This is a genomic window from Pseudomonas yangonensis, from assembly GCF_009932725.1.
Taxonomy (GTDB): Bacteria; Pseudomonadota; Gammaproteobacteria; order Pseudomonadales; family Pseudomonadaceae; genus Aquipseudomonas; species Aquipseudomonas yangonensis.
This window is the reverse complement of sequence record NZ_BLJU01000024.1, coordinates 1-11,667: the sequence shown is the minus strand read 5'-3', so window position 1 is coordinate 11,667 and position 11,667 is coordinate 1. Positions and strand designations below refer to the sequence as shown.

Sequence of the window (11,667 nt, the reverse complement as noted above, 5' to 3'; positions counted from 1 at the left end):
GTTAGATCATGCCTAGCATTCACCTTCCGGCCGCCCGCTAGCGGACCCTGGTCAGGTTCCGCGAAGGTGGGCGCAGACATGCTGGGCTCGTCAGGATCAAACTGCACTATGAGGCGGCGGTTCATACCGCGCCAGGGGAGCGAATGGACAGCGAGGAGCCTCCGAACGTTCGGGTCGCCTGCTCGGGTGATATCGACGAGGTTGTGCGGCTGATGCACGACGCTGCGGCGTGGATGTCCGCCAAGGGAACGCCCGCCTGGGACGTCGCGCGGATCGACCGGACATTCGCGGAGACCTTCGTCCTGAGATCCGAGCTCCTAGTCGCGAGTTGCAGCGACGGCATCCATGTCTCGACGATGCCAGCGGAGTGCTTAAGCTACTCCTAGCGCATTGGGCGCTGGGACGGGGCGGGGGTGCATAGCCATGCACCGGCGGATAAGCGTGCGCGCGGCTCGCTCCACCGATTTGGCTAGGGGAGCGCGGTGCTGCGCCAGCTTTCTAGAATGTCGCTTACTTCGCGGCTGACAATTAACCGCGCCTCGGCGCGAGCCATACCGGAGATCGCCAAAAGTCGATCGTAGTCGGTAAGTTGGTGGCGGGCGAAGGTTGAGGCCACAATGCCGACGACCTTGCCTAGCGAGGCTTCTGTCCACCGTTTGGCCAGAATCCGTTCGATGAGGATCTCGCGGTATTCCGGCGGGCAGCGAGCTTGATGTTTGCGAAAATGTCGCTCGACCGTCCGCCGGGTGAATAATGTGCCTTGCTGCATGCGATGCCTCCAAGGAGACGCTCGCATCGGCCTACGCCAAAAGGGGTCGCATGAGGTGCTTGGGGGCCGCCAAAAGGGTAGCTCAGCGACATGCCTTCCGATGTTGCCGTCAGCTAATCGCCAACCTTGGGGGGCGGCAGTTCGTTCGGCGTTCCCCACGACAATAGCCAGGCTTTCACAGCCTCGTGGCTGATAGTCCGGCCTGCCTCAATGTCGGCAATGCCCTCGGCGGTCGCTTCCTGGTCGTCGTCAAAGTTGTCGGCTTGGGAGTTCACGCAGTCCAACTACCACAACACCCGACCGCCCGGCCACACCGGTCCGACGCCTACGCCTTTACGGCCACACGGTGTAATGGAGGAGAGAGAGCCAACACATGCGCCAGCGCGAATGGCTTGGCGGCGGTCCGCAGGATTTCAGTCGCCGCCTCGTAGGCTTCAGACGGGACCACTCGGTCCGGAGGCGTTGCGGCGGGACCCCTAGAACCCCACTGAGAAGGAGAACAACAATGACCCACGTAATTGCCTGTATCGACGGTTCCACCTCGGCTCCAGCTGTTTGCGACTACGCGGCCTGGGCCAGTCTGAGCCTGGAAGCGCCGCTGACCTTCCTGCATGTGCTGGATCAGCGCCAGTATCCGGTTGCAGCAGATTTGAGTGGCAACATTGGCCTTGGCAGCCGCGAGCACCTGCTTGATGAGCTTGCTTCCCTGGATGAACAGCGCGGCAAGTTGGCCCTTGAACAAGGGCGAATCATGCTTGCAGCCGCGAAAGAACGGGCCGTGAATGATGGTGTGCGCGCACCGGAGTCCAAGCAGCGACATGGCGATTTACTGGAGAGCTTGCAAGAGCTGCAAAGTGAAACGCGCTTGCTGGTTATCGGTCGCCAGGGCGAGTCTAGTGGCGGTCTGAGTCAGCATGTCGGAAGCCAGCTGGAAAGCGTTATTCGTATCATGCACCGGCCAATCCTGGTCACCCCGGCCAACTTCCAAAAGCCCAAGAGCGCGATGCTGGCATTCGATGGCGGCGCTACAACCCGCAAGGGTGTGGAGATGCTGGCAGCCAGCCCGCTGCTGAAGGGGCTGCCGATCCATCTGGTCATGGTTGGGCCCGTGAACGACGAAGCGTCCGCGCAGCTGGACTGGGCGCAGAAAGTGCTGATCAACGCCGGATTTACCGTTCGCGCTGAGACTCGGAGCGGTGAAATAGAACCTACCCTGCACGCCTATCAGAAAGAGCATGGCATCGATCTGCTGGTGATGGGGGCCTATGGTCATTCGCGCATCCGTCAGTTCCTGGTCGGTAGCACCACGACCAGCATGCTCCGCACCACCACCAGTCCGCTGTTACTGCTGCGCTAATGGCCATGGACGACGCCCTCGATCTTGCCCATTTCAAGACCTTGTTGGAACAGCGGGCTGCCGAGCTGGATCGATTGCTTGAAGACGCTGAGTCTCGCTCGCAATCGGTAGAGCTGGATCAAAGCAAAGTAGGGCGTTTGTCGAGGATGGATGCACTCCAACAGCAAGCAATGAACGATGCCATCCGCAGTCGGGCGCAGCATGAACGCGTCCGCCTCCAGCTGGCCCTCAAGCGTTGGCACGAGGGCGAGTATGGCTGGTGTAACCAATGCGGCGAGTTGATCGCCTCGGGCCGTCTGGAGTTCGATCCGGCCACGCCGTTGTGTATCACCTGTGCCAGCCGCACCGAGTCGGGTTGAAACCATCACGGCTGGTGGCGTCAGTCCCATTTAACGAGGCTTCTAATGTATTTGATGGCTAAAAACTGGCTGGGCCGAACACGGAAAGTAAGTGTTTGGATGTGGGCGCTTCTGTGCCTTGTGTTGCTCACCGTATTCCAAGTACGTACTCATCACCTTGATGATCGTCTGTACTTCTGGATCAAGACCCACTGGCACACAGACGATTGGCAGGAACGTTCTGTTTGGCTGCCTGGCTATCGGGTTGAACTGGATGCTAGGCCGGTTCCCGGTGTGGACAATAACCTTTCGGGCCTGACCTTCGACCCTGATCTAAAACTGCTGTGGGCGGTTACCAATGGCCCGAACGAACTGCTGGCCCTCAGCCGTGACGGTGACGTGGAGCGACGTTACAGCCTGGATGGCTTCCACGATGTGGAAGCGGTGTCTTATGCCGGCAACGGTCAACTTGTAATTGCCGAGGAGCGTCGGCAGAGCCTGGTTATCGTGGATGTCCCCATCGCCGAAGACGGCAAGCTTTCTTCTGACCGCTCATTGAGCCGAAACCAGTATCCAGCTCTGACCTTGGCGCTTGGCAAAGAGGACAACAAAGGCCTTGAAGGGCTCGCTTACGACCTGGAAGGTGACCGCCTGTTTGTGACCAAGGAGCGTGACCCTCGCCAATTGCTTGAGGTGAGCGGCCTTCGTGCCAGTCTGGCAGGAGGTTTTTCCCTGCACGTCCGCGACCTGTCCAGCTTAGTAAAAGACAAGGTATTTGCCACTGACTTGTCTTCGGTTGTATTCGATCAACAGAGCGGCCATCTGATCCTGCTCAGCGACGAGTCGAAACTGCTGATTGAAATGACCGACGAGGGCAAGGTGGTGAGTTTCCGCTCCTTGGCGAGGGGGTTTGCTGGTGTGCTGAAAGGTATACCCCAAGCCGAAGGCGTAACCATCGACGATGAAGGGTATTTGTACGTGGTCAGCGAGCCGAACTTGTTCTATCGCTTTACCCGCGAGACAGATTGACCAGTCAACAAGCTACAGTCAGGCGTGGCCGGGACGCTTGAACTGTTAGCGTACGATTTTTTCCGAATTCTGCGGGCTCCCCTACCTGTAACTCCTCTCTTATTGATACTTGGGGGATTCTGCAGCCAGGTCTCAAGCGTCGCTCGTGACCCAGTCGAATCCTAATTCGTCCCAGCGCTCTTCATTTGGCTGCATGGATAACGGATCTTTTGCATACTCCATTGCTGCTTCTTTTGAGGGCGGATATATAAATCCCAGGGCCTCGCAATAAGGCTTGTTGGATTGGATTTTTCTTATTTCCATAGTGGCTAATTCATCTTTGATGTTTTCTAGGATGTCTAGTCTCAGTAGGGTTGCCGCTATTTCTGCGTTGAACAAGCATTGATATATGCTTCTATAGGCTCCGATGCCATCCGTCCCTAGAATCAGTAGCTCGCTTGTGTGGCTGTGAAGTCGGTAGAGTGCAATTGCCTCTACTAAGTAGCCTACGGGTAAATCATGGTAGTTTGTTTCTGTGGCTAACATTATTTCGCCTTCAAATAACCTTAATGCCTCACAGATATCTGTTTCGTTTTTCTCGTGGAATCGCTCGTATTCCCAGTAATCATCAGTTTTAAAGTGTGCCATTGTATCGATTCTTGTTTTGCACAGTGGCCAAAGCACCTGGGGGCCTCCCCACATTGCAATCCAGAGATTAGATGGGCCTTTGATATAGAAGTCGTGAGCGTCGCTGAATAGCTCTTGCAATAGATCAAGTTGCTCTCTTTGCAATGCTGTGCGTCCTTTAAAGCTAGCAACCCATCGATTGCTTTCAGCCGTGTTGGCACGCTTATGTAGCCCCTTCTTCATCATCTCTTGGTCGAACCAGGACGCGAATGTGTCCGGGAATGGCATGGTTACGCGCGACGAGAGCTCATACATAAGAGCTTTTGTCCTTAGTCGATTGCGATAAAGCCGTGTCTCTTTCTCGGAGGATGAGTGTTTATTGGGCATGGAGGTAAAAATTCTTGGGGATTTATACCTGCAAATCTATACCAATGTGGGCCATTCTGTACACGTCTACTCGACTTGTGAGAGTGTCTTGGTGTATCGCTTCGATATATCGAAGACTGCTCTTTTGATATATCGGTGTTCTATGAAATCAACATATGACTATTTGCAGGATAAGTACGGCGCAGTAATGACGATCGAGCAGTTGGCTCAGGCTTTGAGCCGAAAGGCGTCTGGGCTTCGCGGCGTGCTACAGAAGCCAACTGAGCCCTGGATGTTTGAGCTTAATCGGGTAAAGCGGCGTATTGGCCGAAGGATTTACTTCCCCACGGACGCCGTTGCTGCGTTGCTGTGCGGCGACTTCGATAGGTGTAGCAACGGCATGGAATCGGTATCCGATCGGCCTGAAATCGGCAAAGTGTTCGGTATCTGTAGTGAATAAATCGGCATGAAATGCCGGGCAAGATAGGTGAAGTACCTGTACCGGCAAGCCGGCACTGGTTCTTCACTGCCCTTAATCGCGCTTCGCGCTCTACGGGTGTCTTGCCCTGCGGGACAAGCGGCTGCCGCCGCAAATGGAGCACGTCATGACCATCAAGAGAGCCACGACCAGAAAAGGGAATACGCCGATCAATGTCTGGGTTACGCCAGAGGAAAAAGCCCGGATCGAACAACTTGCTGAGCAGACCGGACACAGCATGTCGTCGCTACTGCGCAGCTTGGGTATGGGACATATGCCGACCAGCCTTCTTGATCACCAGTCGATTCTTGAGCTGGCCAAGATCAACGGCGACCAGGGGCGCTTGGGTGGGCTGCTGAAGATGTGGTTGAGCAATGACGAGCGTTTCGCTGGCTTCGAGGAAGCACAGATGCGCCGAACCATCCAGGTAGTGCTGTCGAGGATTGAGGAAACGCAGCAGGTAATGCTGCAGATGCTCATAAAGGTGCAAGGAGGAGACGATGAAAATTTTAGCGGCTAAAAAACTGTGGCTTCTGGCCTGTATCACCAGCTCGTTCATCAGTTTGAACGCCAAGGCGGGCATTCCCGTAATCGACGGCGGCAACCTTACCCAGAACGTGCTGACTGCCATGGAAAGCGTGGCCCAGACACTGAAACAGATCGAGCAGTACCAGACCCAGTTGCAGCAATACGAAAACATGCTGCAGAACACGGCCGCGCCCACGGCCTATATTTGGGACCAGGCCAGCCAGACGATGGACAGGCTGCGCAGCGCCATCGACACCCTGGACTACTACAAGCGCAACCTGGGCAGTATCGACGGCTACCTCGGCAAGTTCCAGGACGTCGCCTACTACAGGGCCTCACCTTGCTTCTCCAACGCCGGCTGCAGCGAAGCCGAGTGGGCGGCGATGAACGAGAACCGGCGCCTTGCCTCCGAATCGCAGAAGAAGGCCAACGACGCGCTGTTTCATGGCCTGGATCAGCAGCAGACTGCGCTGCAACACGACGCCAACACACTGCAGCAACTGCAACGCCAGGCTCAGGGCGCGACCGGCCAGATGCAGGCCATCGGCTACGCCAACCAACTGGCCAGCCAGCAGGCCAATCAGCTGCTGCAGATTCGCGGCCTGCTGGTCGCCCAGCAAAACGCCATTGCCACGCGCATGCAGGCCGAGGCCGACCTGGAGGCCAAGCAGCAAGCCGCCCACGCCGCCTCGACCGAAGGGCGCATAGCGCCCACCCAGGCCCCCAAGAACTGGCTGGACATGAACCGCTAAGGAGAGCCCCCCGTGAAAAGACTACCCCTGCTGCTGCTCACCCTTCTGGCGCTTGCCGGATGCGATGACCAGCCAAATACCCAAGCCATACCCGAAGTCAGTGATGCCAACTGCACCCTGGAAGTGATCAACCAGATCGAAGACCGGGCGGCCCGGGCGGAGTTTGCCGGCCAGTGCTCCAGACGCTCGGGCGCTATCCAGCCCACCGAGCAACCGAAGAACTGGCTCGAACTGAACAGTTCGCAGGGGTGACCATATGAAAACGCTCAAGAACACCAACCTGATCGGCTGCTTTCTGCTGTTTGTCTTTTACTCCGGTAGCGCCGCAGCCCAACTCACCAACCAGGGCATGCTGGATCAGGTCATTACCGAGTTCAGCAGCCGTGCTTCCACTTGGCAGGCTGTCATCCTCAGTGCTGCGTCCTGGTTGTTCTGGACGCTGGGTACCATATCCCTCGCTTGGACATTCGGCATGATGGCTTTGCGCAAGGCCGACCTGGCCGAGTTCTTTGCCGAGTTCTGCCGTTTCATCCTGTTCTTCGGCTTCTACCTGTGGCTACTCAGAAACGGGCCGGAGTTTGCGTCCTCGATCATTCGATCGCTGCAGAAGCTGGGCGAACAGGCATCCGGCATAAGCTCGGTGACGCCATCCGGCATCGTGGATATCGGCTTCATGCTGTGGAAGCAGACGCTTGCCGCGCTATCGGCCTGGAGTCCAGTAGATAGCCTGATCGGTGTCCTCTTGAGCCTGGCCATCACGGTCATGCTTGCGCTCATCGCGATCAACATGCTCATCCTACTGGTGTCCGGTTGGGTGCTGATCTACGCCGGCATATTCTTCCTGGGCTTCGGCGGCTCACGCTGGACGTCCGACATGGCCATCAACTACTACAAGACTGTTCTGGGGGTGGCCATCCAACTGTTTGTCATGGTGCTGCTGGTTGGTATTGGTAGCGACCTGCTCACCGGCTTCTACGCCAAGATGAGCAAAGGCACTCTCAATTTCGAGGAACTGGGCGTTATGCTGATTTTCTGCCTCTGCCTGCTGCTCCTAACCAACAAGGTGCCGCCCATGCTCGCCGGCATCATCACAGGAAGCAGTACGGGGGCAGGAGGCATTGGCAACTTCGGGGCCGGCGCAGCGGTCGGCGCAGCAATGGGAGCAGCCGGCATGGCTTCTGCCGCCATGAGTATGGCAGGCGCCACTGCCATGGCAGGAGCGCAGAACATGGCCGGGGGCATTTCAGCCATCAAGGCAGCTGTTGAGAAGGCACAAGGCTCAATTGAGAGTAGCAGCATGCCTAACTTCAACGGCAGCATGCAGCAGAGCGAAGGTGGCATGCCTTCCGGTTCCGAAAGCAGCAGCCCGCTTGCGGCCGCCATGGGTAATCCTGAGCACAGCTCGCTACAACAAGCCGCCAGGGTCGCTGCAAACACCACAGCCGAACTTGCCAAAGGCGCAGGTGCAGTGATCGGTGAGAAAGCCGCTAAGCTCGGTAGTGACTTTATGGAGCAAGCCCAGCAGACCCTTGGCGGCCAAGTGGCAGCAGCCATTCGGGGCCGGGAGGACGATCAGCCCAACAGTATCGGGCCTGGAAGCCAAAGCGGTGATTCGCCGGAGGATGAGATTGCCGAGTTCGTGAATCGCGGCCGACGCGACGAGAAATTTTAGCGGCTAAAATCTTGTAGCCCCGCGCCGGGGCTACCTGCTATGCCACCGGAACAGGTTTCCAGCACGAGAAGTCCACCGCAGTTACCTCCGCTGCAATTTCCTGCTCAGTCAGCGGCTCGGCATCGCTTAGGCCCAGCCGTTTGTTTTCACGAATAGCTCTTGCTGCTGCCTGCTTGGCCAAGCGATAGCGGGTGTGCAAATCTGCCTTGCCAGCACGAATTTGCATGTGAGCCTCCCTTTCTGTGATAGGCGGGTTTTAGCGGCTAAAATCTGGAGCTAAGCATTATGGTTTTATGTGAAGCGTCACCATAGGATAGCCGTATGAAGAGTCCCAAAGATGGTCATCCCAAGATAAAGCCATGGGGGTACATCGATAGGCGTGATCGCACCGATGAATGCGGTATATGGATCGGGGTTGAGCTTTGTTACAGCGAGGCGCAGGGCCGAGCAAGGGTTGTGGAGCTAGAAAAATCTGATCCTATTCATGAGTATTCTGTCGAGCCTTTTTTAGAACCGCCAACCTGGATCAATCGTAAGTGCTAGAGGGGGCGACGCCCCTCAGCGGTATTACGAAAAATTCACTGTGGCTTTCGCCGCCTCGCTCCAGCTCCTGAGTCTCTGAAGGGTGCCCACCTCTAGATCTTCGCAAAAATCGACTAGTCTGCACCTATCTAATAAAAGACCTGTGTAGGCTGTAATGCCCTGCCAGCGTGACCTGTCTGCAGCCTCTGAAATACAGTAAGCACGTATTGGTGTAAGTGAAAAGGTTCGTTCACTTGTCCATCTTTTTATGAAAGCGTCAGGTTGTAGCTGGGTTGATTGAGGTTCCCAAGTTGTGCCAGTCTTGCATTGTCCAAAAACAATGATTTGATTGGAAGTGCCGTCTGAAAAAGGAACCCAAGCAACTGCATCAAGTCTATCGTCATTAGCGCTGACTGGAGCGCTATCCCAGTTCTTAAAGCAACCGCCTTCTTTAAGTTCGGTGCAGAGTCTATTAACTTTTTCTTCAAATTTGTTGCCCATGGCGGTGCCAAATACCATGGATTTTGATCTGTTTTTCCCGAGGTAGAATTGGAGGGTGCGGGCTGCAATTTCCTCGAGTAGGGTTGTGCCATCAATGCCGGCATGAATTTTTGACTTAAGCATGTTAAGTCGAGTGCTAAGCAGTAGGTATAAATATATCTCCTGCTTTTGGTTGTCTTGGGGGGGGGAGAACTTTAGAACTGTTCCCTCCAGTTCTAGGAGGAACGGATAGCCGGTGTTGCATGCTTGAGATCGCCGCTCAAGTTCATTCATCACCTCATCCAGCTCATTTGCATTCTCGTCGTCATTGTCATCGCAGCCGACATTGTTGTCGTTATCGTCCTCGCGCCCTAGGTACGCTATGATTTCTCTTGCGGAGACAGTGCCCTTGCACCATGCAAGTAACTCGGCGAAGTCGGCTAGTTCATGTATGTCTGCTTTGGGGGACGGCTGGTTTGGCAGCTTAAACATGTCAATCTTCCGCTAGGCGAGATTTCTTCTGTTGTGGATTTTGTTTTCTCTCCATTTCTTGGTAAATGTCATCTGCTATATTGGCGATGCTGCCCGCAATTCTCAGTAGCGCTTCAGATCTGTCGTAGCCTGTTGTTAGGTTGGCTCTGGCTGTAGTTAGCTCTCGTTTCGCAGCTAAAAGAGCCTCTTCAAAGACTGCAGCTGGAGGTCTGCTTATTTCAAAGGCTTTAGACAGCTCGGTGCCAGCTCGAAGGGCTGCAATTGCTTCTCTATTGGCAACCACTGCATTTAAGCGTCGTAGGTCGGGATTCTGCGACTCTACTACAGGAGGTTGTTTGTTTTTCTTGCTGCCGTATAGCCAGACACACAGCTCTCCGAGTTCCTTGAGTTTATCTTCTGGAACGGGGTTTTCTGTTTCTTCTTCTTTTGGGGCAATGTTTAGGAATGAGCCAATTCCTTCGTAGTCCAAGCCAGTGTAAAGATGCGAGAAAGAGAGCCTCTGTCTGAAACGATCCTCTCGATCATAAACACCTCTCTTCTCGGCTTGCTCAAGAGTCATGAGGCCCCGGAACAATCGTTGAACTGTATTGTGTCTATCGCCTATTTGGTTGGCGATTTCTGCAAGGGGTATTTTGTACTTTCTGTGGATCTCAGCAATGTAAGCGGCCTTGGCGTAACTGCTCCACTTTGCGGGGCCATTGACGTGCTTGAAGCCAAGATATCTCCAGGCGCTCTCTCGGTCTGAAATTATGACTGGGATTTTCTTTAACGCATCTTCATCTTCAGATGATAGCTTTGGTACTGGCCATCCATGCTCGTCTGCAGTAGCTGGGGATAAGAGAACTTTTACGGCAGCTAGTCGCCTGTTGCCTTCAATGACTACATATTTTCCGTCTTCCTCGGCCGCAATCACTGCTTCGTGGGGAAAGAAGCCGCTTGCTGAAATCGATTGCACCAGCTCCCTTACATCCATTGCATCCCAGAGTATCTGTAGGATTTCTGAGTCCTGTGTGGTTGGCTCTATGCCATACTCTGCAAGGCGCGGATTGCTACGGTCAAAGTGTAGGTCTGCTACCGGTATGTATTTAGTGCCCGATACTTCGCTCATTGTATTAACCCCTAATTGCACCTGGAGATTAAAGACTCTGTTCCACTAACTTTTGCTGCTTGGGGGAGTGTTAGGTGGTTCGGAGCGATTACCAATTCTTTTGCTGATTTCTTTTGTTGCAAAGAGTATTTTATTGGTAGGTGGAAAATATTATAGTTTTTATATAGATTCCTGACGAGTTCGGTGTCGTCATAGGATAATATCCAGTGTAATGTTTTTTGCTTTGTTATGTATTTTGATACCTCGGCGTGATCTTTGTGCTCGTAAGCATTCAAGTATAGCCTTTGGCCTTTGTTTACATACGGCGGATCGAGGTATACAAAAGACTTTGCTCGGGAGAGTCCTTTGGGAAGCTTCTCTTTGAGGAAGTTAATTGCGTCCAGGTTATATGTCTTTATGAATTCTTTCTGTTTGGCTAGGGAGAGCACTCTTTCCGATAGAGCTTCGCGGTTAAATCGAACCCCCAGGTTCCATTTTCCAGATTGCTCATAGCCCCCGATAGGGCCTGCGCCGGTAAGCACTCCAGACCGGTTACAGCGGTTCATGTAGAAGGCAGAGAAGCCTACGTCAAAGTCGCTGTGAGACTCAGGGCGGAGGCAAATGTCCTGCTGTTTACGCCACTCTTCCATGCTCAGGGGGACGTTAAATATTCTGTCCACAAAGCGGTCAGCTTGGTGCAAGGCTGAGGCCCAGAACGCAAAAATTCTTCTATCGGCGTCATTGATGTGGATTTCAGACACAACCCCGTCACGCAGCAGGTTTAGGGCTGCGCCGGCTCCGCCTGCATACGGTTCGTAATAGGGGTAGCCACGCAGATCGTTAAGGTCGATAACGTCTGTCAGGAACGCGGCCAAGCTCCCCTTGCCGCCTGGATAGCGCAGCGGGCTAGCAAATTTCAAAGGGAGGCTCCATGTTTTCAAGTCCGCTGATTAAAACGTTTCATTATAGACGTTTGCGTTTGTGTGTGGCTAAGACTATATGGTTCCGACTGTTGCTCCCAAGGGTTGGGTTCTCAGGCTATTGGAGTCTTTTGGCAAGATCCTCTGGCCTGGGGTGGTAGTAGCGCATCAGCATTCTTGTGTCTTGGTGTCCAGTGATTTTGGTGAGTTCATGCAGCGGGAAGATCTCTGCGAGGCGTGAGGTCGCTTCGTGTTCTACTAGCATCAAGGT

General features: G+C 54.4%; 15 protein-coding genes. 8 read left to right on the top strand and 7 right to left on the bottom strand.

Annotated features, from left to right (window positions below):
- Window positions 1–143: 143 nt before the first annotated feature.
- Window positions 144–386, top strand: coding sequence for a hypothetical protein (locus GYB81_RS21830; protein ID WP_000376617.1), 243 nt, complete (start codon window positions 144–146; stop codon window positions 384–386).
- 83 nt (window positions 387–469) lie between these two features.
- Here GYB81_RS21830 and GYB81_RS21825 read toward each other — a convergent pair whose 3' ends face one another.
- The gene (locus GYB81_RS21825; RefSeq protein ID WP_001183923.1) at window positions 470–769 is read right to left on the bottom strand and encodes a DUF2293 domain-containing protein; all 300 of its coding nucleotides are present in this window, start codon (window positions 767–769) and stop codon (window positions 470–472) included.
- A gap of 113 nt (window positions 770–882) precedes the next feature.
- Window positions 883–1,044 carry a hypothetical protein gene (locus GYB81_RS25360; protein WP_001088011.1) on the bottom strand — a complete coding sequence of 54 codons (162 nt, stop codon included), beginning with the start codon at window positions 1,042–1,044 and terminating at the stop codon, window positions 883–885.
- A 230-nt stretch (window positions 1,045–1,274) separates the two neighbouring features.
- Here GYB81_RS25360 and GYB81_RS21820 point away from each other — a divergent pair, with 230 nt between their 5' ends.
- From GYB81_RS21820 to GYB81_RS21810, 3 genes are read left to right on the top strand one after another with little or no spacing between them, the layout of a single operon-like run.
- A complete protein-coding gene (locus GYB81_RS21820) occupies window positions 1,275–2,126 on the top strand; it encodes a universal stress protein (protein WP_003152676.1) in 852 nt (283 codons plus the stop codon).
- A complete protein-coding gene (locus GYB81_RS21815) occupies window positions 2,126–2,485 on the top strand; it encodes a TraR/DksA family transcriptional regulator (protein WP_003152678.1) in 360 nt (119 codons plus the stop codon). Before GYB81_RS21820 ends, GYB81_RS21815 begins: the two co-directional genes overlap by 1 nt.
- A gap of 45 nt (window positions 2,486–2,530) precedes the next feature.
- Window positions 2,531–3,493 carry an SdiA-regulated domain-containing protein gene (locus tag GYB81_RS21810; protein WP_060852977.1) on the top strand — a complete coding sequence of 321 codons (963 nt, stop codon included), beginning with the start codon at window positions 2,531–2,533 and terminating at the stop codon, window positions 3,491–3,493.
- A gap of 132 nt (window positions 3,494–3,625) precedes the next feature.
- Here the strand turns inward: GYB81_RS21810 and GYB81_RS21805 are convergent, their stop codons facing one another.
- Window positions 3,626–4,345 (bottom strand): hypothetical protein, encoded by a 720-nt coding sequence (locus tag GYB81_RS21805; RefSeq protein WP_161867223.1) that lies wholly within the window; start codon window positions 4,343–4,345, stop codon window positions 3,626–3,628.
- Window positions 4,346–5,070: 725 nt separating this feature from the next.
- Between GYB81_RS21805 and GYB81_RS21800 the strand changes: the two genes are divergently transcribed.
- The 4 genes from GYB81_RS21800 to trbL are packed head-to-tail and all read left to right on the top strand — an operon-like array spanning window position 5,071 to window position 7,895.
- Window positions 5,071–5,463, top strand: a complete 393-nt coding sequence (locus GYB81_RS21800; protein WP_161867222.1) for a plasmid mobilization protein — start codon at window positions 5,071–5,073, stop codon at window positions 5,461–5,463.
- On the top strand, window positions 5,444–6,223 hold the full coding sequence (gene trbJ / locus GYB81_RS21795) for a P-type conjugative transfer protein TrbJ (protein ID WP_161867221.1): 780 nt from the start codon (window positions 5,444–5,446) through the stop codon (window positions 6,221–6,223). The genes GYB81_RS21800 and trbJ overlap by 20 nt, the downstream gene beginning before the upstream one ends.
- A gap of 12 nt (window positions 6,224–6,235) precedes the next feature.
- A complete protein-coding gene (gene trbK / locus GYB81_RS21790) occupies window positions 6,236–6,475 on the top strand; it encodes an entry exclusion lipoprotein TrbK (protein ID WP_161867220.1) in 240 nt (79 codons plus the stop codon).
- A 4-nt stretch (window positions 6,476–6,479) separates the two neighbouring features.
- Window positions 6,480–7,895, top strand: coding sequence for a P-type conjugative transfer protein TrbL (gene trbL / locus GYB81_RS21785; RefSeq protein WP_161867219.1), 1,416 nt, complete (start codon window positions 6,480–6,482; stop codon window positions 7,893–7,895).
- Between the two features lie 37 nt (window positions 7,896–7,932).
- On the opposite strand, the gene GYB81_RS21780 is transcribed toward trbL, so the two are convergent.
- The 4 genes from GYB81_RS21780 to GYB81_RS21765 form a co-directional block, all read right to left on the bottom strand.
- Window positions 7,933–8,121, bottom strand: coding sequence for a hypothetical protein (locus GYB81_RS21780; protein WP_161867218.1), 189 nt, complete (start codon window positions 8,119–8,121; stop codon window positions 7,933–7,935).
- A 341-nt stretch (window positions 8,122–8,462) separates the two neighbouring features.
- The gene (locus GYB81_RS21775; protein WP_161867217.1) at window positions 8,463–9,389 is read right to left on the bottom strand and encodes a hypothetical protein; all 927 of its coding nucleotides are present in this window, start codon (window positions 9,387–9,389) and stop codon (window positions 8,463–8,465) included.
- A 1-nt stretch (window position 9,390) separates the two neighbouring features.
- On the bottom strand, window positions 9,391–10,497 hold the full coding sequence (locus tag GYB81_RS21770) for a ParB N-terminal domain-containing protein (RefSeq protein WP_161867216.1): 1,107 nt from the start codon (window positions 10,495–10,497) through the stop codon (window positions 9,391–9,393).
- 11 nt (window positions 10,498–10,508) lie between these two features.
- Window positions 10,509–11,396 carry a DNA adenine methylase gene (locus GYB81_RS21765; protein WP_161867215.1) on the bottom strand — a complete coding sequence of 296 codons (888 nt, stop codon included), beginning with the start codon at window positions 11,394–11,396 and terminating at the stop codon, window positions 10,509–10,511.
- Window positions 11,397–11,667: the final 271 nt, after the last annotated feature.